24 protein-coding genes and 1 pseudogene are annotated in these 26509 nt (G+C 58.8%); 18 read left to right on the top strand and 7 right to left on the bottom strand.

The genetic code is table 11. The features are described from left to right. Positions 1 to 335, top strand: a 335-nt coding sequence (locus BUE15_RS14860) for a transposase (protein ID WP_073286704.1), incomplete at its 5' end; no start/stop codon positions are given. Positions 336 to 342: 7 nt separating this feature from the next. On the opposite strand, the gene BUE15_RS14855 is transcribed toward BUE15_RS14860, so the two are convergent. Both BUE15_RS14855 and BUE15_RS14850 read right to left on the bottom strand, forming a co-directional pair. Next, positions 343 to 1269 (bottom strand): lysophospholipid acyltransferase family protein, encoded by a 927-nt coding sequence (locus BUE15_RS14855; RefSeq protein ID WP_073286700.1) that lies wholly within the window; start codon positions 1267 to 1269, stop codon positions 343 to 345. A gap of 8 nt (positions 1270 to 1277) precedes the next feature. Continuing rightward, positions 1278 to 2168, bottom strand: coding sequence for a hypothetical protein (locus BUE15_RS14850; RefSeq protein ID WP_073286697.1), 891 nt, complete (start codon positions 2166 to 2168; stop codon positions 1278 to 1280). Positions 2169 to 2436: 268 nt separating this feature from the next. Here BUE15_RS14850 and BUE15_RS14845 point away from each other — a divergent pair, with 268 nt between their 5' ends. The 7 genes and pseudogenes from BUE15_RS14845 to BUE15_RS14815 all read left to right on the top strand — a co-directional run bounded on the left by BUE15_RS14845 (position 2437) and on the right by BUE15_RS14815 (position 10980). Next, positions 2437 to 3072, top strand: a complete 636-nt coding sequence (locus tag BUE15_RS14845) for a WbqC family protein (protein ID WP_073286695.1) — start codon at positions 2437 to 2439, stop codon at positions 3070 to 3072. A gap of 122 nt (positions 3073 to 3194) precedes the next feature. Continuing rightward, positions 3195 to 5816 (top strand): ATP-dependent Clp protease ATP-binding subunit, encoded by a 2622-nt coding sequence (locus BUE15_RS14840; RefSeq protein WP_073286692.1) that lies wholly within the window; start codon positions 3195 to 3197, stop codon positions 5814 to 5816. Positions 5817 to 6011: 195 nt separating this feature from the next. Next, positions 6012 to 7580, top strand: a complete 1569-nt coding sequence (locus BUE15_RS14835; protein WP_073286689.1) for an acyl-CoA carboxylase subunit beta — start codon at positions 6012 to 6014, stop codon at positions 7578 to 7580. Positions 7581 to 7589: 9 nt separating this feature from the next. Next, the gene (locus BUE15_RS14830; protein WP_073286686.1) at positions 7590 to 8099 is read left to right on the top strand and encodes a GNAT family N-acetyltransferase; all 510 of its coding nucleotides are present in this window, start codon (positions 7590 to 7592) and stop codon (positions 8097 to 8099) included. A gap of 60 nt (positions 8100 to 8159) precedes the next feature. Next, positions 8160 to 9230: a M42 family metallopeptidase gene (locus tag BUE15_RS14825; protein ID WP_073286684.1), complete on the top strand. Its 1071-nt coding sequence runs from the start codon at positions 8160 to 8162 to the stop codon at positions 9228 to 9230. Between the two features lie 52 nt (positions 9231 to 9282). Continuing rightward, the gene (locus tag BUE15_RS14820; protein WP_073286681.1) at positions 9283 to 10161 is read left to right on the top strand and encodes a glycosyltransferase family protein; all 879 of its coding nucleotides are present in this window, start codon (positions 9283 to 9285) and stop codon (positions 10159 to 10161) included. An 11-nt stretch (positions 10162 to 10172) separates the two neighbouring features. Further along, positions 10173 to 10980: pseudogene (locus BUE15_RS14815) on the top strand (helical backbone metal receptor). A 64-nt stretch (positions 10981 to 11044) separates the two neighbouring features. Here the strand turns inward: BUE15_RS14815 and BUE15_RS14810 are convergent. Further along, a complete protein-coding gene (locus BUE15_RS14810; RefSeq protein WP_244535955.1) occupies positions 11045 to 12130 on the bottom strand; it encodes a 3-phosphoshikimate 1-carboxyvinyltransferase in 1086 nt (361 codons plus the stop codon). A gap of 240 nt (positions 12131 to 12370) precedes the next feature. Continuing rightward, on the bottom strand, positions 12371 to 13411 hold the full coding sequence (gene aroB, locus BUE15_RS14805) for a 3-dehydroquinate synthase (protein WP_084549077.1): 1041 nt from the start codon (positions 13409 to 13411) through the stop codon (positions 12371 to 12373). Positions 13412 to 13536: 125 nt separating this feature from the next. Here aroB and BUE15_RS14800 point away from each other — a divergent pair, with 125 nt between their 5' ends. Together BUE15_RS14800 and BUE15_RS14795 are read left to right on the top strand one after the other, a co-directional pair. Next, positions 13537 to 13992, top strand: a complete 456-nt coding sequence (locus BUE15_RS14800; protein ID WP_139252319.1) for a hypothetical protein — start codon at positions 13537 to 13539, stop codon at positions 13990 to 13992. 71 nt (positions 13993 to 14063) lie between these two features. Next, a complete protein-coding gene (locus tag BUE15_RS14795) occupies positions 14064 to 14483 on the top strand; it encodes a hypothetical protein (RefSeq protein WP_139252318.1) in 420 nt (139 codons plus the stop codon). An 83-nt stretch (positions 14484 to 14566) separates the two neighbouring features. Here the strand turns inward: BUE15_RS14795 and BUE15_RS14790 are convergent, their stop codons facing one another. Beyond that, complete coding sequence (locus BUE15_RS14790; RefSeq protein WP_073286671.1) at positions 14567 to 15664, bottom strand: chorismate mutase; 1098 nt, start codon at positions 15662 to 15664, stop codon at positions 14567 to 14569. A gap of 160 nt (positions 15665 to 15824) precedes the next feature. Here BUE15_RS14790 and BUE15_RS14785 point away from each other — a divergent pair, with 160 nt between their 5' ends. The 6 genes from BUE15_RS14785 to lysS all read left to right on the top strand — a co-directional run bounded on the left by BUE15_RS14785 (position 15825) and on the right by lysS (position 24039). Further along, positions 15825 to 17015 carry a proline dehydrogenase family protein gene (locus tag BUE15_RS14785; protein ID WP_073286724.1) on the top strand — a complete coding sequence of 397 codons (1191 nt, stop codon included), beginning with the start codon at positions 15825 to 15827 and terminating at the stop codon, positions 17013 to 17015. Between the two features lie 115 nt (positions 17016 to 17130). Next, positions 17131 to 17499 carry a hypothetical protein gene (locus tag BUE15_RS14780; RefSeq protein ID WP_073286669.1) on the top strand — a complete coding sequence of 123 codons (369 nt, stop codon included), beginning with the start codon at positions 17131 to 17133 and terminating at the stop codon, positions 17497 to 17499. Positions 17500 to 17691: 192 nt separating this feature from the next. Beyond that, entirely contained in the window at positions 17692 to 18522 is an 831-nt protein-coding gene (locus BUE15_RS22575) for a hypothetical protein (RefSeq protein WP_317614842.1), read from the top strand. A 319-nt stretch (positions 18523 to 18841) separates the two neighbouring features. Then, entirely contained in the window at positions 18842 to 20989 is a 2148-nt protein-coding gene (locus tag BUE15_RS14770; protein ID WP_073286666.1) for a carboxy terminal-processing peptidase, read from the top strand. Between the two features lie 256 nt (positions 20990 to 21245). After that, positions 21246 to 22277: a hypothetical protein gene (locus tag BUE15_RS14765; RefSeq protein WP_073286663.1), complete on the top strand. Its 1032-nt coding sequence runs from the start codon at positions 21246 to 21248 to the stop codon at positions 22275 to 22277. A 199-nt stretch (positions 22278 to 22476) separates the two neighbouring features. Next, positions 22477 to 24039, top strand: a complete 1563-nt coding sequence (lysS, locus tag BUE15_RS14760) for a lysine--tRNA ligase (RefSeq protein WP_073286661.1) — start codon at positions 22477 to 22479, stop codon at positions 24037 to 24039. A 563-nt stretch (positions 24040 to 24602) separates the two neighbouring features. On the opposite strand, the gene BUE15_RS14755 is transcribed toward lysS, so the two are convergent. Together BUE15_RS14755 and BUE15_RS22570 are read right to left on the bottom strand one after the other, a co-directional pair. After that, entirely contained in the window at positions 24603 to 24959 is a 357-nt protein-coding gene (locus BUE15_RS14755) for a YtxH domain-containing protein (protein WP_073286658.1), read from the bottom strand. A gap of 143 nt (positions 24960 to 25102) precedes the next feature. Then, positions 25103 to 25537, bottom strand: coding sequence for a CsbD family protein (locus BUE15_RS22570; RefSeq protein ID WP_073286655.1), 435 nt, complete (start codon positions 25535 to 25537; stop codon positions 25103 to 25105). A gap of 269 nt (positions 25538 to 25806) precedes the next feature. Here BUE15_RS22570 and BUE15_RS14745 point away from each other — a divergent pair, with 269 nt between their 5' ends. Then, entirely contained in the window at positions 25807 to 26061 is a 255-nt protein-coding gene (locus BUE15_RS14745; RefSeq protein ID WP_073286652.1) for a Kazal-type serine protease inhibitor domain-containing protein, read from the top strand. Further along, on the top strand, positions 26061 to 26432 hold the full coding sequence (locus BUE15_RS14740; protein ID WP_073286650.1) for a cupin domain-containing protein: 372 nt from the start codon (positions 26061 to 26063) through the stop codon (positions 26430 to 26432). Before BUE15_RS14745 ends, BUE15_RS14740 begins: the two co-directional genes overlap by 1 nt. Positions 26433 to 26509 lie beyond the last annotated feature (77 nt).

Below are 26509 nucleotides of genomic sequence, written 5' to 3'. Positions count from 1 at the left end.
ACTGCCACGACGGGGCTACCGCTGCCCGCCTCTGGGACGCCCTGGCGCTGGGCAGCGAGCTACTTGACCGGCTGCAGACCGTGTTCGTGGACGGTGGCTTTGGCCGCCGCTTTCGCCAGCACTTGGCGGGCCGAGGCCTGCAGGCACAGGTGCCGATGGGCGTAGTGGCCCATAAAGGCCGCTTTTTTATCCACGCCAAGCGTTGGGTCGTGGAACGCAGTATTGCTTGGGCCGGTACCAACCGCCGCTTGGCCAAGGACTACGAACGAAAAATCCAGCACGCCAACGCCTGGCTGTACCTAGCCAATATCCGACGACTCACTAAGCTAACTTAAACAGCTTCTAAGCTCTGGGTTCTGGGTTCTGGGTTCTAATCACCTCACTGGCCGGACGCTGGTGCTTCCAGCGGCGGTGGGTCCAGAGGTAGTCGGCGGGGAAGGTGCGTATGTCGCGCTCCAGGTGGCGCACGAAGGCTTCGGTGATGGGAAACTCATTGGCGGGCAGCGGGGAGTCGCCGTCGTAGAGCTCGGTGAGGATGATTTGGTAGTAGCCCCGCCGCAGCCGCCGGATGCTCACGTACACCACGGGGCAATGGAAGCGGGCGGCCAGCCGGTCGGCGCTGGTATAGAAGCCGGAATCCTGGTTCAGGAACTGCGTCCAGTAGGGCCGGTCTTCGGGGCCGGCCGCCTGGTCGGAGAGCAGGCTCACTACGCGGGTTTCGCCGCGGCGCTGCAGCATGTCGCGCAGCGTGTCGCGCATAGGAATCAGGCCGGCACCGGTGCGCGTGCGCAGCTGATGCATAAAGCTTTCGAAAAACGGATTGCTAAGCGGCTTATAGACCCCATCGGCGTGGGCCGAAAGCCATACGGCCCCGGAAGTCAGCACCCACTCCCAATTGCCGGCGTGCGACGACAGGCCCAGCACGGTGCGGCCCTGCGCGAAATGGCGCTCCAGCACCTCGGGGTTGCTGAACCACACGCGGCGCTTGAGCTCGGCAGCCGGCAGCACGGCCAGCTTCAGCGTCTCGACCATCATCTGCGCGAAATGCCGGTAGAATGTCTTCTGAATTTGCCGGATTTCGGTTTCGGGCTTCTCAGGAAATGAATTACGCAGGTTTTGCAGCACTACTTTCTGGCGGTAGCGCAGCACGTGGGCCAGCAGAAAATAGATGACCTCGGCCATCCCGTAGAGCAGTGGCAGCGGCAGATGGGCCAGGCCACGCAACAGCCAGTTAAGCGGGCGGTAGTACCAGGGGTAGGGTTTGGTCATGGGAAAGATTAGCGGGCCGGACCGGCACCAGCGGGAGCGTATTCCTCCGTTTCGCGCTGCACCAGAGCCGTCTGCGAAGCCAGGAGTTGGTTTTTGGCGTTGCGCACTTCTACGGTCAGCAAGTATTCGCCGGAGGGCACTTTGCCAAGGCTCAGCTCCCCTACCAGGGTGGTGGGGCGGCCCTGGGCACCGGTAGCGGTGGTTTGTCCGGTTGCTATTGTTTTGGCGGCCATACCAGCCGGCAGATTGGTGGCCCGCAGCCGGAACGTGACCTGCAGCGGCTGGCCTACGGCTGCATTATAAAGCTCTGTGTAGAGAAACAGCTTCTCCTGGCCGCGGGCATACAGGCCGCCGGGGGCACGGGTAAGGCTGAAGCCGGAGCGACTGAAGGTACTGGCCTCGGCACCGCGAGCAGCCGGCTTGGCCAGCAGCACGATGTCGCTCAGAACGGGCTTGGTATCCGTCGATTTAAGTACCAGCGGCATTTCCACCAGGCTTTGCTGGCCTTTGTGGTATTGGTCGCGCACCAGGGCGCGCAGCGAGTACTCGCCATCGGGCAGAATGATGCGCTTCTGGAAGCTGAGCGGATTTTTGATGGCAGCCGTTGTGTCGCTGAGCACCGGCGGCTTAAGCGTTACGGTTTCCTGATAAGCCGCCTGCCCGTCGGGCCGCACAATTTCCAGTGTCAGAACGGCAGCGGCCTGATACATTTTGGGGGCCCGGCGCATGTAGCGCAGCCATTTCCCCGACACTGTGGCATACACTTCCACCACGTTCCCCCTGATGCCGACATCTTCGTTGCGGAAGCGGGCAATATCAAGCTGCAGGGTTGGATGTGGCGCGGCGGCGGCCGTAAGGCGCAGCAGGAGCAGCAGAAACAGGGTAGAGAGTACGCGCATTAGGTAGAATGGGTCCGTAAAGGTAGAGGGGTTTGCGAAAAGCCGTAACGCCATGCCAACTGCCTCCCGTTCCCGCTCTGCGTAGACCAACGCCCCCAAAACCAGCCTATTTTGACCCAAGGGCCTCCTGTTTTCGGAAAGCCGGGGCGTCCGCTCGGCTGGAAATACCGCGGCCACCAGTGGTTTTCGGGAAGGCGGGCGGCCGGTTTGTGCGGGCCGTGTGCTATGTTGGCGGCTCAAATCCTGCCCGCCCCGCTCCTCTTTGCCTATGCCCGCCGTTCTTTTCGAGTCGCAATACAATCCGCCTATTTCCTTTTTTGGCCAGCTGTTGGGGGCTGAGGCGCTGTGGCTGGAAACGCAGGAACACTACCGCAAGCAAACCTACCGCAACCGTTGCCTGATTCTGACGGCCCAGGGCGTGAAGCCCCTTACGGTGCCCGTGGTGGACGGCAACCGCAGCGAAAAAGTGAAAACGTCGGAACTGGAAATCGACTACCGCCAGAACTGGGTGCACACGCACTGGCGCACCATTCAGACGGCGTATGGCGGCACGCCTTATTTTGAATATTACGCCGACTATCTGCACGACATTTACGTACAGAAGCCCCGGCTCCTGTTTGAGCTGAACTTGGCACTGCTGCAGTTCTATATGCGCTGCCTGCGCCTGCGTACTCCCATCCACTTCACCACCGACTATCACGCCCCTTCTACCTCCCAACTGCCCGGGCCGGGCCTGCTCGACCGGCGCGACTGGCTGACACCGAAGGCCCCCGCCGCCCCCGGACCTGACAGTACGTCTGCCTTGCCCTATGCGCAGACGTTTGGTAAAGATTTTGCACCGGGGCTCAGCATCCTAGACCTGCTTTTTATGCAGGGCCCGGCCGCCGGCAACTTTCTCGCGTAGTGCCTAGTGCCGGCTCCGAACCTTCGCCCGACCCAATCTGTTTCAGATTATATCGGCCCAACCCGCTGCTGAGGCCTTCAGCCTGTTTGCGGGGTACCGTTTTTCTTCACTACCTTATCTGCATGGAAGCTAAATTCTCAAATCGAGTCAAGGAGGTCATCTCCCTGAGCCGGGAAGAGGCCATCCGGCTCGGGCACGACTATATCGGCACCGAACACCTGTTGTTGGGCATGATTCGCGAAGGGGAAGGCACGGCCATCGGGTTGCTCAAGAAATTGGGCGTATCCGTGGACGAGCTGAAATACGCCCTCGAGCAAGCCACCCGCAATACGGCCACGCAGGGCACGAGCATTACCGGCTCCATCCCGCTGACGAAACAAACCGAGAAAGTCCTCAAGATTACCTATCTCGAAGCCAAGATCTTCAAGAGCGAGATTATCGGAACGGAGCACCTGCTTCTCTCCATTCTGCGCGACGAAGACAACATTTCGTCTCAAATCCTCAGCAAATTCAACGTGAACTACGAATCTGTGCGCGATTCGCTGGACTACCACGGTAACACGGCGAACAACCCCACCAGCGGCCCCGAGGCCGATGACGACGACAATGACCGCCTCTTCGGGGGTGGCGCAGGCCGCGGCGGTGCCGGTGCCGGCGCTACGCCCAAGAAGGGCACCGAAAAGTCGCGCACCCCGGTGCTCGACAACTTCGGCCGCGACCTGACCAAGCTGGCCGAGGAAGACAAGCTCGACCCCATTGTGGGCCGCGAAAAGGAGATTGAGCGCGTAGCCCAGATCCTGAGCCGCCGCAAAAAGAACAACCCCATCCTGATTGGTGAGCCCGGCGTGGGCAAGACGGCCATTGCCGAAGGCCTCGCCCTGCGCATCATCCAGAAGAAGGTGTCGCGCGTGCTGTTCGGCAAGCGTGTTGTTACTCTCGACCTTGCTTCGCTCGTGGCCGGTACCAAGTATCGCGGCCAGTTTGAGGAGCGCATGAAGGCCGTGATGAACGAGCTGGAGAAGTCGCCCGACGTGATTCTGTTCATTGACGAGCTGCACACGATTGTGGGTGCCGGCGGTGCCTCCGGCTCGCTCGACGCCTCCAACATGTTCAAGCCGGCCCTGGCCCGCGGCGAAATTCAATGCATTGGCGCGACTACGCTCGATGAGTATCGCCAGTACATTGAGAAGGATGGCGCGCTGGCCCGTCGTTTCCAGATGGTGATGGTGGACCCCACCACGCCCGAGGAAACCATCGAAATCCTGCACAACATCAAGGACAAGTACCAGGACCACCACCACGTGGTGTACACCGACAAGGCTATTGAGGCCTGCGTGAAGCTGTCGGACCGCTACATGTCGGACCGGTTCCTGCCGGACAAGGCCATCGATATTCTCGACGAGGCCGGTGCCCGCGTGCACATCAACAACATCGTGGTGCCCGAGGATATTCTCAAGCTCGAAGAGCAGATCGAGAACATCAAGACGGAGAAGAACCGCGTGGTGAAAAGCCAGAAGTACGAGGAAGCCGCCAAGCTCCGCGACACGGAAAAGAAGCTGATTGATCAGCTCGAACAGGCCAAGAAGGACTGGGAAGAGGAGACCAAGAAGAAGCGCTACACCGTGAAAGAGGAAAACGTGGCCGAAGTAATTGCCATGATGACCGGCATCCCCGTTTCGCGCGTGGCGCAAAACGAAAGCTCCAAGCTCCTGAAAATGGGCGAAGAGCTGCAGGGCAAGGTTATCGGGCAGGACAAGGCCATCAAGCAACTGGTGAAAGCCATCCAGCGCACACGCGTTGGCCTGAAGGACCCCAAGAAGCCAATCGGCTCGTTTGTGTTCCTCGGCCCGACTGGTGTGGGTAAGACGGAGTTGGCCAAGGTGCTGGCTACCTACCTCTTCGACAAGGAGGATTCGCTCGTGCGGATCGATATGTCGGAGTACATGGAGAAGTTCAGCGTATCGCGCCTGGTGGGCGCGCCTCCCGGCTACGTAGGCTACGAAGAGGGCGGCCAGCTGACGGAGAAAATCCGCCGCAAGCCGTACTCGGTTATCCTGCTCGACGAAATCGAGAAGGCGCACCCCGACGTGTATAACCTGCTTCTGCAGGTACTCGACGACGGTATCCTGACCGACGGCCTCGGCCGCAAGGTGGACTTCCGCAACACCATCATCATCATGACCTCGAACATCGGGGCGCGTGATCTGGCCGACTTCGGCGCTGGTATCGGTTTCGGTACCAAGGCCCGCCAGGAAAACATGGACGAGCTGACGAAGGGCACCATCACCAACGCCCTGCGTAAAACCTTCTCGCCCGAGTTCCTGAACCGCTTGGACGACGTCATCGTGTTTAACTCGCTGGAGAAGTCGGATATCCACAAGATTATCGACATCAGCCTTAGCAAGCTGCTGGGCCGTATCCAGACGCTGGGCTACCGCGTGGAACTGACCGATGCCGCCAAGGACTTCGTGGCCGAGAAAGGCTACGACCCCAAGTACGGTGCACGTCCGCTGAACCGGGCCATCCAGAAGTACATCGAGGACCCGATTGCCGAGGAAATCCTGAAGGCGGAAATTGCCCAGGGCGACGTCATCACGGCTGATTACGCGGAAGGCGCCGAGGAGTTGACTTTTGCCGTCAGCAAGAGCGGTGAGCCGCAGAACCTGGCCAGCGACGAGCGGCCGGAGGAAGCACCCGAGCCGACGGACGATGAGCCGAAGGACACGAAGAAGAAAGGCGAGTAATCGTTAGTTGAGTTAGAATAGAAACGGCCGGTTCCTGCAAAGGAGTCGGCCGTTTTTGTTTATAGCTAAAACTGCCAATCATTTTCACAGGTGCCCAGCCGTACCACAATTCTGGTGCGGCTTTTCTTTACCCGTGCGTTACCTTTGGCGCACTGATCTAAGTAGCTACATCGACTTTCCTCAAGCCCACCCCGCATGTCCGACCCGCACGCTGAAGCCCAACTAAGCAAAACCGAAATTCTCGCCCGCAAAAATGAGGAGGCCCTGCTCGGCGGTGGCCAGGCCCGCATCGATGCTCAGCACAAGAAAGGCAAGCTCACCGCCCGGGAGCGGATTGACCTGCTGTTTGACGAAGGCTCGTTTGAGGAAATCGGCAAGTTTGTAATGCACCGTTCCAAGGACTTCGGCCTGGACAAAGAGTATTACCTCGGTGACGGCGTTATCACGGGCTACGGCACCGTGAACGGACGGCTAGTGTACGCGTTTTCGCAGGATTTTACGGTGTTTGGTGGCTCGCTGAGCGAAACCCACGCCGAGAAAATCGTGAAAATCATGGACCTCGCCATGAAAAACGGCGCCCCGGTTATTGGCCTCAACGACTCAGGTGGAGCCCGGATTCAGGAAGGCGTGGTGAGCCTGGGCGGCTACGCCGACATCTTCTACAAGAATACGCTGGCCTCGGGTGTGGTGCCGCAGCTGTCGGCCATTATGGGGCCGTGCGCGGGCGGCGCGGTGTACTCGCCGGCCATCACCGACTTCATCCTGATGGTAGAGGACACGAGCTATATGTTCGTGACCGGGCCGAACGTGGTGAAAACCGTGACCCACGAAAACGTGACCAGCGAAGAGCTGGGCGGCGCCAGCACGCACTCGGCCAAAAGCGGCGTGACGCACTTTTCGTGCGCCAACGAGGTGGCCTGCATCAACCACCTCAAGCAGCTACTGAGCTACATGCCCCAGAACTGCGAGGAAACGGCTCCGGCGGTGCCCTACGAAGCCGGCCAGGACGAAAGCCGCGCCGTGCTGGACACCATCATCCCCGAAAATCCGAACCAGCCCTACGACATGCGGGAGGTGATTGAAGGCATCATTGATGCCGGCTCCTTCCTGGAAGTACACCAGAATTTCGCCGAGAATATTGTGGTGGGTTTTGCGCGTCTGGGCGGCCGGAGCATCGGTATCGTGGGCAACCAGCCGGCGGTGCTGGCCGGCGTGCTCGACATCAACGCCAGCACTAAAGCCGCCCGCTTCGTGCGGTTCTGCGACTCGTTCAACATTCCGCTGCTGGTGCTGGAGGATGTTCCCGGCTTCCTGCCCGGCACCGACCAGGAGTGGCGCGGCATCATCACGAACGGCGCCAAGCTGCTCTACGCCTTCTGCGAAGCCACCGTGCCGCGCATCACCGTCATCACCCGCAAAGCCTACGGCGGGGCGTATGACGTGATGAACTCCAAGCACATCGGGGCCGATATGAACTACGCCTGGCCCACCGCCGAAATTGCGGTAATGGGCGCCAAAGGTGCCGCCGAAATCATCTTCAAGCGGGAAATTGCCGCGGCCGAAAACCCCGAAGCCAAGCTGCAGGAAAAGGTAGACGAGTATCAGCAGAAGTTTGCCACACCCTACCGCGCCGCGCACCGGGGCTTCGTGGATGAAGTAATTCTGCCATCCCAGACACGCCAGAAGCTGATTCGTGCGTTTAAGATGCTCGAAAACAAGGTGGACACGCTGCCCCGCAAGAAGCACGGCAACATTCCGCTCTAGGCCTCCCCTATGCCCGTTCAGATTCGTCCGTCCACAATGCAGGATGCCGCCGCCATCCGCCGCTTATACCAGCGCGTGTCGCGGGAAAGCGGCGGCCTGGCCCGGCAGCCGGAGGAAATTACGGACGAATATGTGCAGCATTTTCTGAGCCGTAGTCTGGCCCACGGCGTGGGGCTGGTAGCCGAGCAGGACGGGCAACTGGTGGCCGAAATCCACACCTACTCTTCCGGCCTGCGGATTTTTGCGCACGTGCTCGGTGATATTACGGTAGCCGTGGATGGCTCAATGCAGAACCAAGGCATTGGCCGGCGGTTGTTTCAGGAGCTGCTGGTCCGCGTGCAGACTGCATTTCCGCAGGTGAGCCGGGTTGAGCTGCTGGTCCGTGAAAGCAACACCCGCGCTATTGCTCTCTACGAGCAGCTGGGGTTTCGGCAGGAAGGCCGCTTCGAGGGCCGGGTAGCCGGCTCCTACGGGTTGGAAGCTGATGTTCCGATGGCGTGGCACGCTCCTGCACGATAGTTGCTGAAACCCTGTTGTAGCTTACTTTTCATATTTTTTACCTTTCTGAGCCCTTATTTCATGCGTCAGGAAAGCTTCGATTTTCTCCAGAAGTACCTCAACAACCCCTCTCCTACCGGTTTCGAGAAGGAAGGCCAAAAAATCTGGCTGGACTATATCCGGCCGTATGTCGATGATTATTTCGTGGACACCTACGGCACGGTGGTGGGCGTCATCAACCCTGAGGCTCAGTACAAAGTGGTGATTGAGGCGCACGCCGATGAAATCAGCTACTTCGTCAACTACATCACCAAAGAAGGCTACCTGTACCTGCGCCGTAACGGTGGTTCCGACCCGCTGGTAGCGCCGAGCAAGCGCGTGAATATTCACACGGCCAAGGGCATAGTGAAGGCGGTGTTCGGCTGGCCGGCCATCCACGTGCGCAAAGTAGAGCAGGACAAGGCGCCGACCATTGAAACCGTGTTCCTGGACTGTGGCGCTTCTTCGGCCGAGGAAGTGGAGCAGATGGGCATTCATGTGGGCTCCGTCGTCACGTTCGAAGACGAGTTCATGGTGATGAACGACAAGTTCTACGTGGGCCGCGCCCTGGACAACCGCGTGGGTGGCTTCATGATTGCGGAAGTGGCCCGGATGCTGAAGGAAAACGGCAAAACGCTGCCTTTCGGCCTCTACATCGTGAATGCCGTGCAGGAGGAAATCGGGTTGCGCGGCGCCGAAATGGTAGCGCACCGCATCAATCCGGACGTGGCCATCATCACGGACGTGACCCACGACACTCAGTCGCCGATGTACGAGAAGAAGACCTCGGGCGACATTTTCTGCGGCAAAGGCCCCGTGATTACCTATGGCCCGGCCGTGCAGAACAATCTGCGCGACCTGATCATCGAAACGGCCCGGGTTGCTGAAATTCCGTTCCAGCGGGCCGCCGCTACCCGCGCCACCGGCACCGATACCGATGCTTTTGCCTACTCCGGCGCCGGCGTGGCTGCGGCCCTCATTTCGCTGCCGCTCAAGTACATGCATACCACTGTAGAAACCGTGCACCGGGACGACGTGGACAGCGTAATCCGGCTTATCTACGAGACGCTGCTGCGCATCGAGGATGCCCACGATTTCCGCTACTTCAGCTAAAGCTTCCGCAGCCATCTGGGGTGCCCGGATGGCTGTTTTTTAATGCAGTACTATGAAAATCTCCGGCTTCACCATCATTCGCAACGCTGTTATCAACGACTATCCCGTGGTGGAAGCCATTCGCTCCATCCTGCCGGTAGTGGATGAGATGGTGGTTAGCGTCGGGGACAGCGAGGACGATACCGAAGGACTGATCCGGGCTATTGGCTCGCCCAAAATCCGCATTGTGCACTCGGTCTGGGACCCGGCACTGAAAACCAACGGCACCGTGCTGGCCGTGGAAACTGATAAGGCCTTCCGCCAGATCAGCCCCGACGCCGACTGGGCGTTCTACATTCAGGCCGATGAGGTAGTGCACGAGCAGTATCATGCGGCCATCCGGCAGGCCGCCGAGCAGCATCTTGCCGACAAGCGCGTGGAAGGCCTGCTGTTCAATTACACGCACTTCTACGGCACCTACGACTACATCGGGGACAGCCGGCGCTGGTACGGCCGCGAGGTGCGCGTCATCCGCAACGATGCCGCCATTCGGTCTTACAAAGATGCGCAGGGCTTCCGCAAGACCGATGGGGCCAAGCTGCGCGTGAAGCCGGCCAACGCTTCCGTGTATCATTATGGATGGGTGAAAAACCCGCAGCAGATGCTCACCAAGATGAAAAATCTGGGCCGCTTCTGGGCCGGCGACAAAAGCCCTGACGAGCACCCACTGGCCGCGGCCGATGTCTTCAATTTTGATGACTACGACTCGCTGGAAGTGTTTCGGGGCACGCACCCGGCCGTGATGCAGGAGCGCATAGCCCGCCAGAACTGGCAGGTAGACATTGACGTGAGCAAAAAGCGCTTCGACAAGCCCAAGTATCGGTTTCTATACTGGGTCGAGAAGCTGACGGGCAAGCGGTTCTTCGAGTTCCGCAACTTCCGGCTGGTGTAGCGGTGAGCGGCATGCAGCTACCTCCCCTGTTCCCGCCGCTTACCGTCACGGACCAGATGGGCCGGCGCGTGGCCGTGCCGTTTCCGCCGCGCCGCATCGTGTCGCTGGTACCGTCGCAGACGGAGTTGCTGTTTGCGCTGGGGCTGGGGCAGCAGGTGGTCGGCGTCACGAAGTTCTGTATTCATCCGGCAGAGGCCCGGCAGCAGGCCACTGTAATCGGGGGCACCAAGAACTTCGATTTCGAGAAAATTGCCGCCCTGCAGCCCGACCTGATTATCGGCAACAAAGAGGAAAACTACCAGGAAGGCATTGAGCAGCTGGCGGCGCAGTATCCCGGTCTGGATGAGCGACATCAGCACGTTGGCCGAGGCCCTGGATATGATCCGGCGGGTAGGCTTCATTTGTGGCCGCAAGGAAGCCGCCGAAGCCCTAGCCGCAGAAATTTCGGCTTCGTTTGAGCAACTGCCGCCGCCCGCCGCATTGGTTCCGGCCGCATACTTCATCTGGCGCAAGCCCTATATGGTAGCCGGCATGGGCACTTTTATCGATGAAATGCTCCGGCGGGCAGGTTTTCGCAACGTGTTCGAAAATCTGGCCCGCTACCCCGAAATAACGGCGGAACAGCTGCAACAGGCCGCTCCGCAGCAGATTTTGCTTTCCTCCGAGCCCTATCCATTCCAGGAGAAGCACCTGGCTGAATTCCGGGCGCTCTGCCCTGGCGCTGAGGTACGCATCGTGGATGGGGAACTGTTCAGTTGGTATGGCAGCCGGCTCCGGCTGTCAGCGGCCTACCTGCGGCAGTTGAACTTAGTAGACTAAGTATGCTGCCCTATTGCCTGCACACGCTTTGGTTCAGGCCGGCAATGGAGCCACATACTCCTGTTTACTGCACGTCGAACCCCGCCTTTTCCAACTCGGCCCAGAACTGCGGGTAGGACTTGCGCACTACCTGCGGCGCCTCGATAGTAAGCGGCCCACGGAGCGCCAGTGGCGCGAAAGCCATAGCCATGCGGTGGTCGTGGTAGGTGGCTACTGTCTGGCCGCTCACCTGAAAGTTATCGGCACTTACGCGGAAGTGTCCGTCGCTTTCTTCGGTGAGGAAAGCGCCGAAGTTGGCCAGCTCGGTCTGCAGGGCAAAAATCCGGTCAGTTTCCTTGATGCGCAGGCTCTCCAGGCCGCTCATCAGCACGGGCACTTGCAGGGCAGCAGCTACCACGGCCACCGTCTGGGCCAGATCGGGGCAGTCGGTGAAATCCTGCGCGAAGGCCTCCGTCCTGGCAGTCTGCATGAGGCGCACGCCATCGGTGAGGTATTCGGTCGTTACGCCCAGCTTCTCCATAATGCCCACAATGGCCTGGTCGCCCTGCCAGGAATAGCGCCGCAGCCCGGGCAGCTGCACCCAGGAACCGGCCGGGGCCAGCGCCACCATAGCATACCAGTAGCTCGCCGCCGACCAGTCCGACTCGATGGTATAGTCGGTGGGCTGGTAAGGTCCGGGCCGGGCTTCTACCACCGTTCCCAGGTCGCGGCAGTTGCCCCCGAAATGCTGCATCAAAGCCAGCGTCATCCGGATGTACGGCCGTGAGCCAACTTTGCCCGTCAGGCGCAGGCGCAGCCCGGCCGGCAGCGTAGTGCCCACCATCAGCAGCGCCGAAATGTACTGGCTGCTGATGTCGCCGCGCACGGTCAGCTCCGGCATTTCATCGGCTTCAGTTGCTTCCGGAATGGCTTGGCGGCCCTGCAGCCGTAGAGGCGGATAGCCTTCTTCCCGCTCATAGGCAATGCTGGCGCCCAACTGGCGCAGGGCATCTACCAGAATGGCAATGGGCCGCTGCTGCATTCGGGCAGTACCCGTGAGCAGCGCGCGGCGGTCAGTCATGGCCAGATACGCCGTCAGGAAGCGCATCACCGTGCCGGCATCTTCGGCGTCGAACTCCGCCGCTGCGGGGTTGGTGAGCAGGCGCTGCATCAGCTGGGTGTCGTTGGCATCGGAGAGGTTGCTCAGGATGCCGCCGCCGGCCAGCGCCTGCAGAATCAGGGCGCGGTTGCTTTCACTTTTGGAGGCAGGCAGCTGGGCCGTACCGCGGAGCGGACCATTGGTCCAGGCAAGCGTCAGAGAAGAATTGATGGCAAACTATCTGGGGGCCGAAGCAAATGCCAGGGCCGTGGTTAAACAAAATACGAACGGCCTGAGCCAGCCAACACACAGCTACAGCCGGTGATAATACCGAAGCGAGTCGGCTAGCTCGTGCACAGTAACGGGCTGGTCGTAGATGCCGTGTCCGATGCCCTGCAGCAGGGTGCAGTTGATGATGGAGCCCGCATTTTTCTTGTCCTGCCAGGCGTATTCCGCAATAGCCTCGGTTTCCAATGACACAAACTGCACCTTGTCGAACACCGAGAACAGGAACGTTTCAATCTGGTCCAGCTCTTCCGCGCTCAGCAGGCCTTTCTGCACCGACAGCCACGCTTCACACACCATACCGGCCGCCACGGCCTCGCCATGCAGAATCTCGCGGCCCGGCTGCGCAAGCAGGTAGCTTTCCAGGGCGTGCCCTACGGTGTGGCCAAAGTTAAGCAGTTTGCGCGGCCCAGCTTCCAGCGGGTCCTGAGCCACTATTTCTCTCTTGAGCGCTACCGAGGCTTCAATGGTGCTGGTCCAGTCTTCGAGCAGCATACCAGTACGGCGCTGGGCCTGAAATGCGGTTGCATCGGCAATCAGACTGTGTTTGACCACTTCAGCGTAGCCGGATTTGAGCTGGCGCGGATCAAGCGTATGCAGAAAACGAGGCTCGATAAACACGCCGGCCGGCTCCTGAAACACTCCTAGCTGGTTTTTGAAGCCCTGGAAATCGACGCCGGTCTTGCCACCTACGCTGGCATCTACCTGAGCCAGGAGCGTAGTGGGCACCTGCACAAACCGAATACCGCGCTTGTACAGCGCCGCGCAGAACCCGCCCAGATCAGTGAGTACGCCTCCGCCCAGGTTCACGAGCACCGCGTGCCGGTCGGCCCGGTTGGCGGTTAGCTCACTCCACACGGTTTCGCAGGAAGCCAGCGTTTTGGCTTCTTCGCCTGCCGGCAGCTCCAAAACTATGTGCTCGGCTGGCAAGTACGGCAGCAGCAGCGGATAGCACAGCCGGCCGGTGTTGGCATCTGTCAGTACAAACACTTGGCTCACGGCTGGTTGGCGCAGAATTTCGGCCAATTCTGGCAAGGCATTTGCTCCTATGCTCAGGTTTTTATTCAACTTGAACTCGGTTTAAGAAAATAAAAAGAAACCTTTTCGCTATTTTATATCCAAAAATAGCTTGACTTGATGCAACTTTAGGTGTTGTATTCTGCTCATATACGAAACTTACAACCTATTTGCGTATGCTATTCTCTACTCAGCGCCATTTTATAGTTCTGGCAGCAGCGGCCAGCATGCTTTTGGGAGCCTGCAACCGCGACGCAATGCCCACCATGGAGCAACAGCTGGTAGGCCGCTGGGAGTGGCAGCAGACCTCGGCCGGTGCGGCCACCGACCTGACGCCTGCCACCACGGGCCACCAGATGGTGGTGGAATTTGACCGGCGGGGCCGGGCCCGTTTTTACCAGGACGGCAGCCTGATGAGTGCGGCGGCCTTCACGGTACGCTACAACCGCGGTGGCCTGTGGCAGTCGGGGCACCACGTTATTACATACCGGGGCTACGCGGGCAGCCAGTCCTACTCGGTTTCGGGCAACATGCTGTACTTAGAGGAAATGCACGGCAAGCCGGCCCGCCACAGCTATGTACGCCTCCCCTCCGACCACTCGTTTTCTACCCCACTGACCGAGCCACTGTAAAGAAAGTAGCTGTCTGTGTCGCCGAGTTGTGCCCGGCCTGCGCGCCATCCTCCTCATACTTAGCTGTTATTTTGATAAAATTCCTGCACTCTACGGTTGCGCTGCTGGCTATGGGCGCGGTGCTAAGCAGCTGTGAGAAGAACGATGCCGCACCGTCTGCGACACCCGCAAGCGCCGCATTGCGTGGCAGCTGGCAGTGGAAAAGCAGCTTCTGCGGCTGGAGCGGCGCCAGTTCTCCGGCTACCTCCGGCCGCACCGAAACGCTGCTGTTTGATCCGCTGGGCCATGTGCAGCTCTACCGCAACGGCGTTTTGCAGTCCAGCTCGGTGTATACGCTCAGCCGTCATCAGTCCATGCTCACGCAGGCCCCTGCCGACTTCATCCGTTTCGATAATCGGGAGTTTCGCTACGAAATCAACAACACGACCCTTACGCTCTCAATGGATGTGTACGACGGCTGCAACAGCTCCTATGAGCAGCAGGCGCAATAGCTCTTTCATCACTAGGGTGGTGTCTGCCTTCGGCTTCGGACCTACTACACTAGCCGAAGAGCCCCGCACAAAGAATAGCTGACCTACTCCGGGCGCTGCATGATTTCGGTTTGCCGCCGGATACTTTCCACGTGAATCAGCTTGTAGAGCTCGGCCACAAACTTCTCGTTCACGCCCGCACGCCGCGCCCACTCCGGCCTCGACGAGTAGATTTCGTTCCAGCGGTCCAGCTGCAGAATCTTTACGTTGTTTTCCTTCTTGTATTCAGCCAGCTCCCCTACCAGCGCCATCCGGCGGGCCAGCGCCTCAATAATTTCGCGGTCGGCTACATCCATTTTCTGGCGTAGCTCCTCGGCCTTATTGAGGTACTCGGCGTTGTTGGAAGAGCGGTAGCGGTACTTCAGCTCGCTTAGTATCTCGCCCAGCCGCTGAGGCGTCACTTGCTGCTCGGCATCCGAAAGAGCGTGGTCGGGGTCGGGGTGCGTTTCAATCATCAGCCCGTCGTAGTCTAGGTCGAGGGCTTTCTGCGCGATGGGCAGCAGCAGGTCGCGGCGGCCTCCGATGTGGCTGGGGTCGCAGAGGAGCGGGATGTGAGGGAAGCGCGTTTTCAGCTCGATGGGCAGCATCCAGGTGGGCGCGTTGCGGTAGCGCGAAGGCGCAAACGTGCTGAACCCGCGGTGGATGGCGGCCAGATTGCTGATACCGGCCCGCTCCAGCCGCTCCAGTGCCCCGGCCCACAGTGCTACGTCGGGGTTCACGGGGTTTTTCACCATCACCGGCGCGCCGGTGCCAGCCAGCGCATCGGCCAGTTCCTGCACCGCAAACGGATTGACGGTCGTGCGGGCCCCAATCCAGAGCACATCAATGCCGTGGTGCAGGGCCTCTTCTACGTGGCGGGGCGTGGCTACTTCGGTGGCGGTGGGCAAGCCGGTTTCCGCCTTCACCCGCTGCAGCCACGGCAGCGCTACGCTGCCCATGCCCTCAAACGAGCCCGGCCGGGTGCGCGGCTTCCAGATACCCGCCCGAAACAAATCGATATTGCCCAGCGCCTGCAGTCCGCGGGCAGTAGCCAGCACCTGTGCTTCCGTTTCGGCGGAGCACGGGCCGGCAATCAGCAGCGGATTGCCCTTGGCCGCCAACCGGCGCGTAAAAAATGTATCGGAGGCGGGAAAGGCAGGCATACAGCTAAAGAATAAGACCGGAAAAGGGCTGGCGGCGGGAAAGGTGAATGAAAGCCGGGAAAACTACGTTGGCAGTAGCAACCGCAGTGCCAGCCCCGCCGAACCGCTGTTTACCGGTTATATTTGCCTTTTCAAACTACCTGCCCAAAGCTACTACCAGATGCCCACAACCCAAGCCCCCCCTATTTCCTTCGACGATACGGCTGTGGCTTTTGCCTCCAAGTCCGACGCCGAATTGCGGAAGATGTATGCTTTGTTTGCTGCGATGAACAACAACACGCTGGTGAAAACCGGTGGGGGTATGATGAAGTCGGCGCTGAAGTGGCAGCTGCCCGGCACTAAATTCCTGATCAAGAAAACCATCTTCAGCCAGTTCTGCGGCGGCGAAACCATCCAGGAGTGCATTCCGGTCATCGGGGAGCTGGGCCGCTACGGTATTGGCACCATCCTCGACTATTCGGTGGAAGGCGAAGGCAGCGACAAAAGCTTCGACCATACCCGCGACGAAATACTGGCCACCATTGATCTGGCTCACCGCTCCACTCACATTCCGTTTTCGGTATTCAAAGTTACCGGCCTCGCCGACAGTGCTTTGCTGGAGAAGGTGCAGGCCGGCAAGCCGCTTACGCCTGCCGAGCAAACCAGCTACGACCGGGCCCACGCCCGGGTAGATGCCATTTGCCAGCGGGCTCACCAGTATGGAGTGCGCGTGTTCGTAGATGCCGAGGAAAGCTGGTTTCAGGAAACCATCGACAATCTGGCCTACGAGATGATGCGCAAGTACAACCGCGAATCGGCCATTGTCTGGAACACCTACCAGCTCTACCGCCACGACCGGCTGGACGCTATCAAGGAAGCTTACGCCGAGGCCCGCAAAGACGGCTATTTCCTGGGTGGCAAGCTGGTGCGCGGCGCCTACATGGAAAAGGAAGCCCGTGTGGCCGCACAGCGCGGCTATGCCAATCCCATCAACCCCAGCAAACAAGCCACCGACGACCTCTACAATGAGGCACTGCGCTACTGCGTGGCCCACGCCGACCGGATCAGCATCTGCGCGGGCACGCACAACGAAGCCAGTTCCCGCCTCCTCACCGAGCTGATGCAGGAGCACGATCTGCAGCCCGGCGACCCGCGCATCTGGTTTGCTCAGCTGTATGGCATGAGCGACAACCTGAGCTATAACCTGGCTAATGCAGGCTACAACACCGCCAAGTATGTTCCCTACGGTCCGGTGGAAGCCGTAATGCCTTACCTGCTGCGCCGGGCCGATGAAAACACGGCTATTTCAGGGCAGAGCAGCCGCGAGTTTCTGCTCATTCAGAAGGAGATACGGCGCCGGCAGGCCCGTTAACGGCTTTTTCTGGCCCGGTACGATTTTAAGTAAGCTGCGTCCGCTGTTTCATAAGTATATGAAACAGCGGATTTTTTTTGCCTATTTTCCGCTCTATTAACTCATCCCATTCAACATGTTCGGCCGAATTCGAAGCCATCTGATCCGCTTTGCCCGCCACCAGGTAGGTACTGTAAGTTACCTGAACCTTGTGCAGGAAGCAGAGCTTGGTCTTAATCTGGAAATCTCCCACGAGAAAAGCCGGCTCAACGAGCTATTGGCCGAAATATCGGAGCAGGAGTTCCAAGCCGGCCGCCCCATTCTGAGTTGCCTGGTGAAGGTAGAAGGCTCTAAAGGCCAGGGCGACAACTTCTACAAACTCTGTGAACGGCTGGGCTTGGGCGAATGGCGTACGCTCAAACAGCAGGAAGACTTCCTCAAGAACATGCGCAAAGAATGCCGTGCGTTTTGGCAAGACAATCAAAACTTTGAGAAGTACGCCTAGCGCATGCGTAAGCCGGTAGAGCCACGCCGAAGAGGCCTCCAGAAAAGGAAATAGCAACCTGGCCCGAATTTTTTGTGTAACCCAACACAGTAGGTCGCGTTTGATATGTTCGAACCCTGGCACAGTCCATCCCGCTTGATGCCGATGCCAGGGATTTCCTTTCCAACCTCTTTTCTCTTAACTCTCCCACTTATGAACACCAACGAATCGAATAACCCGATGAATGCAGGTACTGGCTCAGGCGCAAACTATGGTACCGGCTCGGCCGGCACCGGCATGGGCACCGGTAGCGGCTCTACTTCGAGCGGCAACATGGGCAACTCCAGCACCGGCAACTCCAGCCTCGGCAACGACAACAGCGCCCATCACGACTACAGCGCTACGCAGAAAGGCGCAGCAGCAGCTGGCTCAGTAGGGGCCGCAGTAGGTGCTGGCGTTGATGCAGTGCAGAACACCGCCGGCGACGCCGCTCGTGCCGTAACCGGCAGCAACACGACCTATGGCTCGGGCAGCAGCTACACCACCGGCATGTTCCGCGACCGTGACAGCGCCGAGCGCGCTTACACTTCGCTGTCTTCGCGCGGTTACTCCAAAGACGATGTGAACCTGCTCATGTCGGATGAGACGCGCAAGAAGCACTTCGGCGACAACACTGCTGACACCGACCTGGGCGACAAAGCTATGGAAGGTGCTGGTGTAGGCTCGGCCATTGGTGGCACGGCTGGTGCCGTAATCGGTGCTATTGCCGCTATCGGTACTTCGGTAGCACTGCCCGGCCTGGGCCTGGTAATTGCCGGTCCGCTGGCAGCCGCTCTGGCCGGTGCCGGCGCCGGTGGCCTGACGGGCGGCCTGGTAGGCGCTCTGGTAGGCTCGGGCATCCCCGAAGAGCATGCTGTAGAGTATGAAAATGACGTAAAAAATGGCGGTATCGTAATGGGTGTGCGTCCTCGCAACGAGGAAGATGCCCGCTACTTCGAAGAAGAGTTCCGCCGCAACAACGGCGACAAAGTTCGCCGCTACTAAGCAAGAGGTGCTTATGTAAAAAAGGCCCTCCCCTAGTTGGGGAGGGCCTTTTTTTGTAGCGCCGCTGCATTGCAAACCTTGCTCGGCTGGCGTAGGTTATTACCAGGGTTTGGCGCGGTTTTTACTATTGTGTCCAAGCCGCCTCAGATGCAACGTAGCTGGTAGGTTCGGTGCCTTTTCATTGACCGCCGCTACCCACAGAATGGCACTTAATACGCAGTGTCTGGCGTTTTAAGACAGAACATGGCCCCGGTTCCCCGCGTAAGGGTTCAGAACGGCTTTTGTGTACATTTGACTTTCCTCATTTCATCCGATTTCCATGTCTTTTCCCAGAATCAAGATAGGCTTGTATGCCGCGGTGGTGCTGGCCGTATTTGTGCTGGCATCCTACAAGCTCTACCGCCGTGGCGATGCGCGCACTCCTGAAAAGGACGCCGTTCTGATCCAGGCCATGCTGCAGGGGCTTACTGCGGCGCACTACCAGCCTGAGAAGCTCGATGACACCTTTTCCAAGCGCGTCTTTGATCTGTATCTGAAGCGGGTAGACTCCAACAAGAAGTTTCTGCTGGCTACCGACGTAGCCAAGCTGCGCAAGTTCCAGACTGACATCGACGACGAGGTAAAGCGTGGCACCCATGAGTTCATGGACCAGACCAACATCATCCTTGACCAGCGCGTGAAGGATGTGCAGTCGTTGTACCGCGAGATTCTGGCCAAGCCGTTCGACTTTACGACCGAAGAATCCTTCGAAACGGAGCCGGACAAGATGGTGTATGCGGCCGATAAAGCAGCGCAGCGTGAAGAATGGCGCAAGTTTCTGAAGTACCAGACGATGGTGCGCATCTCGGAAATGATGGACGCGCAGGCTAAGAAGAAAGACAAGCCCCTGGCCTCAACCGGAGTTACGCCTTCGCCGGCTACTACCTCTGAGCCTACCCGCACCCCCGCCGAAATGGAGATTGAAGCCCGCAAGCGCGTGCTGAAGTATTTCGATGACCAGTTCAACGACCTGCTGCAGAACGACGCCAACGACCGGCTGGCGATGTACGCCAACACCATCGCCAACACCTACGACCCACACACCGAATACTTCGCGCCCCGCGACAAAGAAAGCTTCGACATTGCCATGACGGGCCGTTTCGAAGGTATTGGGGCTACGCTGCAGGAAAAAGACGGCAACATTAAGGTGGCGGACATTGTGCCGGGCTCGGCATCGTACCGCCAGGGCAGCCTGAAAGCCGGCGACATTATTCTGCGGGTTGCACAGGGAGCCGACGAGCCGGTTTCGGTGGAAGGCTGGCGCCTGGACAAGGCCATTACACTCATCCGGGGCAAAAAAGGCACCGAAGTACGCCTGACGGTGCGCAAACCCGACAACAGCACCAAGATTATCCCCATCATCCGCGACGTAGTGGTGATTAAGGAAACCTTCGCGCAGTCGGCTACTATCAATGAGGTCGGCAAAAAAATCGGCTACATCAAACTACCTACTTTCTATGCCGACTTCAACGACAACGGTGGCCGTAGCTCTGCCGATGACGTGAAAAAGGAGCTGGAGAAGCTGAAGCAGGAAAATGTGCAGGGCGTAGTGCTCGATTTGCGCTTTAACGGTGGTGGCTCGCTGCAGGACGCCGTGGAAATGGCTGGCCTGTTCATCGATAGTGGTCCGGTAGTGCAGGTAAAAGGCAGCCAGGGTGCTCCCAGTGTCCTCAACGACCGTGACCCGCGCGTGCAGTACAGCGGCCCGCTGGTGGTGCTCGTGAACAAATACAGCGCCTCGGCCTCTGAGATTCTGGCCGCTGCCATCCAGGACTACAAGCGTGGCGTGGTAATGGGTGCCGCCAGCACCTACGGCAAAGGCACCGTGCAGCGCATCTTCGACCTGGATGATGCTCTGCCTGCTGAGTTCAACAGCATTAAGCCGTTCGGCTCGCTGAAGCTCACGACGCAGAAGTTCTACCGCATCAACGGCGGCTCGACGCAGTTTAAGGGCGTGGTGCCGGACATCATTCTGCCGGACGCCTACAGCTACCTCGACCAGGGCGAGAAAGAGCAGGAGTATGCGCTGAAGTGGGACGAAATCAGCCCGGCCCGTTACCGCGCCTGGGCCCAGGCTCCCTCCTTCGACAAGCTACGCACCGCCAGCCAGGCCCGGGTAGCGGCCAGCCCCAGCTTCCGCTTGGTAAACGAGTTGGCCCAGCGTATGCGCAAGCGCAAAGACGAAACGAAAGTATCCTTGAAGCTGACTGCCTACCGCGCCGAGCAGGAGCAGAACAAGGCCGAATCCGACAAGTACGAAGCCGTGCAGAAGTCGGCGCAGCCGCTGGCTATTGCTCCCTTAGCTATTGATTTGAAAGCCTTGGGCACGGATACGGTAGAAGTGAACCGCGCTTCGCGTTTCACCAAAACTCTTAACAAAGACATCACGCTCCGCGAAGCTGTGTCGGTCGTGAAAGACCAGATGTAAGGCCTTACCAAACCTCTTCTCGAAGCCCCTGCAACCCTTGTTGCAGGGGCTTTTTTGTGGCCGACGTCTACACTGCCCTTCACAACGAATTAATTAGCAAACAACCTAAAATATGTACGCCTTAATAGTCAACCCTTACCAGTGACAACGTGCTGATTATCAATACCAAAAACACACATTATTTTGCCCAATATTTTTAGCAAACAGCGAACCATTCAGTACCTTGCGGCGTTGAACTGATATGACAACGCAAGACATGGAAACTCCAATCATTCCGCTCGTTACGGACGAGCAGCAGAAGCTGGCTGATGAGACCTGGCGCAAGTCTATTCCGGCGCAGGTGTTTCTCAACTACTTCTTTGCCATCAACTACCACATTCAGGAAGGCGACGACGCAGCCGGCGGCCTGCAGCATCTCCCCTTCTTCCGGGCACACCAGGCCGAGCTGACCGATACCGACCTCACGGCCGTAACGAAACTGCTGCATGCCTGCTGGAGCACGGAGTACGCGCTGCGCTCCACCGCCGAGCTCGGCGACGAAGACTATCTGCGCAACGCGCTGCACTGGACTTTTCCGCAGGCCTACCATACCATCATGGCCGGACTGCAGGCTTTCCTGTATACCACTGGCGTACGCGGCAACAATCCTTCCCTGGTGCGCCGTGAAGTGGGCCGGCTGGTAGTGCGCAACGCATATCCGCGGCCGGTTTCGTTCTATGCTGCCGGTGCCTACGGCGACTTCAGCATTCACCGGCTGCCGCTGGCTGGTTATAAAGCCGGGCTGCACATTGCCGGCAAGGAAATTGATGCGCAGGCCCAGATTGGGCAGTTTCTGCGCACCACGCGCAAGCTCAAAGCCACGGCCACCCGCCAGCAGATTCAGGGCAACCCCAACACGGCACTCCGCAGCCAGAAGACCGGCAAGGTGCTCGACAAATGGACGGCTTCGCACTGGCAGCAGATTACATGGCGCCTCGGCTACACCACTATCTTCGACTTGCTGGGCCGCCTGCGCATCTCGCAGACCAGCCGGGAAATTGAGCGTTTCATTGAGGCCGAAATCGACTTCAAGCTCTTCCATCAGTCGCTGCTCAACATCGTGAGCTACCTCAACGGTATCCACGAAACCTACGTGGCCAAGGCCATGGGCCTGGAGCGCTACCAGCAGTTGGTGGCCGAGTTGCCGAAGCACCTGCAGCGCAGCTTTGTGGAGGACCGCCTGCGCACCCGCGTACAGCCCACCATCACCGGCGAAGCTCCGGCACCGCAGATGGGCATTGCGGCCTAACGGCTCCTATTACTACTTACAGTTAGACCCTACTCCATATACACGTAAGCGCTGCTCCATTGGGGCAGCGCTTTTTGCTTGGCCGCGCCGCCAACTATCCGACTCTTTGTGGGTTTATGCGAATAAGTGTCCGGGCCGCACTACTTTTGTGGCTTGACTTTTCCGGCCCTCTGTGGGCCTTATTTCTAAGCCTCTCCCCATGCAGCACCTCAGCGAACAGGAAATCATACGCCGCCAGAAGCTGGAAGAGCTTCAGAAGCTCGGCATTGAGCCATATCCGTCCGAGCTGTTTGACGTGAACTTCTACGCCCAGGAAATCCACGATAACTATCATCCTGAGCTCAATAACTTCCAGGATGTGAGCCTGGCGGGCCGCCTGATGTCGGTGCGGGTGAAGGGCAAGGCGTCGTTTGCGGAGCTTCAGGATGCTTCGGGCCGCATTCAGCTTTACATCAACCGCGACGAAATCTGCCCCAGCGAGGATAAGGAGCTGTACAACACTGTCTTCAAGAAGCTACTCGACCTCGGCGACTTTATCGGGGTGAAAGGGCACGTGTTCAAGACGATGGTGGGCGAAACGTCCATCCACGTAACCGGCCTGACGGTGCTCAGCAAGAGCCTGCGCCCGCTGCCCGTAGTAAAAGAGCGGGTGGACGAAGCCACCGGCGAGAAAATCACCTACGATGCCTTCACCGACCCGGAGCAGCGCTACCGCCAGCGCTACGTGGACCTGGTAGTAAACCCACACGTACGCGAGGCCTTCATCAAGCGTACCCAGCTGGTGCAGGCCATGCGCAACTACCTCAACGACAAAGGCTACCTGGAGGTGGAAACGCCCATTCTGCAGCCCTTGTACGGTGGCGCGGCGGCTCGTCCGTTCAAAACGCACCACAACACGCTGGACATGACGCTGTACCTGCGCATCGCCAACGAGCTGTACCTCAAGCGCCTGATTGTGGGCGGTTTCGACGGCGTGTACGAGTTCAGCAAGGACTTCCGCAACGAGGGCATGAGCCGGTTCCACAACCCGGAGTTCACGCAGATGGAGCTGTACGTAGCCTATAAGGACTACTACTGGATGATGGATCTGGTGGAGGAAATGGTGGAGCGCGTGGCCCTGGCCCTGCACGGCAAAACGGAAGTGCAGGTGGGCGAAAACCTCATCAATTTCCAGCGCCCCTGGAAGCGCTTCACGATGGCTGAGTCGATTGAGCACTTCACCGGCTTCAACATTGATGGCAAGAGCGAAGACGAGCTGCGCGCTGCTGCCAAAGAGTTGAAAGTGAGCCTCGACCCAAGCATGGGCAAAGCCAAAATCATTGACGAAATCTTCGGCGAGCATGTGGAGCCCAAGCTGATTCAGCCCACGTTCATCACCGACTACCCGGTGGAAATGTCGCCGCTGGCTAAAAAGCACCGCAGCAAGCCGGGCCTGGTGGAGCGGTTCGAGGCTATTTGCAACGGCAAGGAAATCTGCAACGCCTTCTCCGAACTTAACGACCCCATCGACCAGCGTGCCCGCTTTGAGGAGCAGCTGGAGCTGGGCAAGCGCGGCGACACGGAGGCCATGGTGCTCGACGAGGACTTCCTCCGCGCCCTGGAATACGGCATGCCGCCCACGGCCGGCCTGGGCATTGGCATCGACCGCCTGAGCATGATCATGACCAACTCCAACTCCATTCAGGACGTGCTGTTTTTCCCGCAGATGAAGCCGGAGCACAGCAAGTCGGAGAATGCGCCCAAACCGGAAACGGAGGCATAAGCCAGACCTGCCTAAAAATCGAAAAGCCTCCTGCGTAAGTCGCAGGAGGCTTTTCTTTTGAAAACTAACTTATGGATGTCTTAACGGGATTCCAGAAAGAAGCTTACCTGGTTGCTGTACGATTTTGCTACCAGAGGTTTGAAATTTCTGATAGAAGCTCTACAGCGGGCAATTTTGCTTTCAAAGTATCCCAACTTCTATAAGCTGGTTCTGTATGGTTTAACGGGGCTGGCTGGCGAAGGTTACGGATCTACCGAAAAAAAATCACAACAGCCTCCTTATCAGGACTTAGCAAAGTAGTAAAAATCAGAAAGCCTCCCGCAAAATATGGTGCGGGAGGCTTTCCTTTCTACTATAGCCGGCTTACCATTCCGACCGGGATGTACAGAAGAACTGTGCGATGGGCTTACCAGATTTTACTATCGGATTGTTTGACCAATTCCAATAGAAGCTCGGCAGCCGGCAATTTTACTTCTGCATTTTTTCCGATCTTCTTTCAAGCCGGTTATGTCTTCTTTAACGGAAGACCGAGTACGGGGTTTCAGGTCGGCCGCTTTTTTTGCCTAACTGCGCGAAGAGTAGCCGGGAAAATGGCGCCCGTCGCCGCCCGTGCCATCATAATCGGAGTCGGAATCACCGGCGCTGTCATTGGAGAGGCCAATGGAGTGGAGCAGGCTGTCGGCGGCGGAGCGGTCGGCTTGTTGCTTGGCGGCGGCTGGGCCGCTGGCGCGCGTGTTGCTGAATCGGTCCAGGCTGTCTTTGAGCAGTTTGTTCAGGTCGCCGCTTAGCTTAGACGCCGACTTTTTCAGGCCCTGGCGGGTTTCGTCGCCGGTTTCGGGGGCCAGCAGCAGGCCCGCCACCACACCGGCGGTAGCGCCGGCCAGCAACGACAGAATTACTTTGCCTTTAGTGTCTTGCATACCTCGCAGAAATAGGAAGTGAAAAGGAAAGGCCGCCGTATATCGGCCTATGCTGATATAACGTCCAGCAGCCCCGGTTAGTTAAAAAAAAAGCGCCGGCCTTCATCAGAAGGCCGGCGCTTTTTCAGAAAATAACTCTCGGCCTACAGGTCGTTGAGCATTTTCACTACTTCGCTTTTGGCTTTGCCAAGCTTTTTTTGCAGGCGGCCAACCAGCTCGTCGCCTTTGCCTTCTGAGTACTCCAGATCTTCGTCTGTGAGTTGGGCATACTGCTGTTTCAGCTTGCCTTTGGCGTCGTTCCAGTCGCCTTTCATTTTGAGGCTGCTGCCGGCGCCGGTCAGGCCCATGTCTTCCAGCTTTTCAACGTAGCCTTTGAACTTGGAGTCCAGCTCTTCGCCATACTTGGCTAGCTGCTCGCCGAACTGACCGCTGTATTTAGAAGCAGCGCTGCCGAGTTTTTCGCGGGTAGCGCGGCCTTTGTCCGGAGCCATCAGCAGGCCGGCAATGATGCCAGCGCCAGCGCCAGCCAAAGCAGCGAGGAGAATTTTTCCGGAGTTGTCTTCTTCGTGATACGACATGATGTAGAGGGAGAGAAAGGTGGTAAATGAGATTCAGGTGGGGAGCAGAAGGCTACGGTGCAGCAGGCTGCCGGGGCGGGGCCGAAGCCCCACAGTACGTTTGCCGTTCTGAAGCCTAATACGCGGCACGGCGGCGCAGGTTTTGGTGCCACTCAAAAAAAATGGTTTCCACAATATAGCTAATCGGGGAAATTTCGCAACGGAGTTGCCGCAGCCCGTATATGCTCCTGGCTCCCTAATTTCGCCACCTTCTCCCTCTGCTTTCCCTTATGCTGAAGCTTCTCCCACTGCTGCTGGTGCTGGCCGCTGCCTGCACCCGGCCCGCCGCTCCCACCACCGATGCCGCGACCTGCATCGATCCGGCCAAAATCCGGAAAGACGCCATGTGCACCATGCAATACGACCCGGTATGCGGCTGCAACAACGTGACCTACGGCAACGCCTGCACCGCTACCAATGCCGGAGTGCTCAGCTTTGTGCCCGGCGCCTGCCCCGACCAATCTACGCCCACTACTCCCCGCTAATGTCAGAAAAGCGCTATTTCCGTCAGCAGGCGCCCTTTCGGGTGCCCACCACCGATGGCAAGCTCATTGAGGAGCACATCGGGCACGCCAGCACCCAAACCGGAGGCTACAGCGTGGCCCACATGGTAGCTCCGCCGCACTGGAGCGAGCCGCACCAAAATCCTGAGTTTGATGAGGTAACTATTGTAGTGCGCGGCCGCAAGCGGTTTGAGATAGACGGCGACGTGGTAGAGCTGGGTCCCGGCGAGTCGCTGCTGATTAAGGGCGGGGCCCGGGTGCGCTACTCCAACCCGTTTGAGGAAGAATGCGAGTACTGGTCGATCTGCGTACCGGCCTTTTCGATGGACACCGTTCACCGCGAGCAGGAGTAGCGGGGCCAGCCACCCGCCCAAAGTCCTGGCGGCTTAGCGCATCTTGCTTATCTTGTTGCATCACCTCAGCCAACCCC

It is taken from the genome of Hymenobacter psychrotolerans DSM 18569 (genome assembly GCF_900142395.1).
Lineage (GTDB): Bacteria > Bacteroidota > Bacteroidia > Cytophagales > Hymenobacteraceae > Hymenobacter > Hymenobacter psychrotolerans.
The sequence above is the reverse complement of the archived record's forward strand: the minus strand, read 5'-3'. Positions and strand labels throughout refer to the sequence as shown.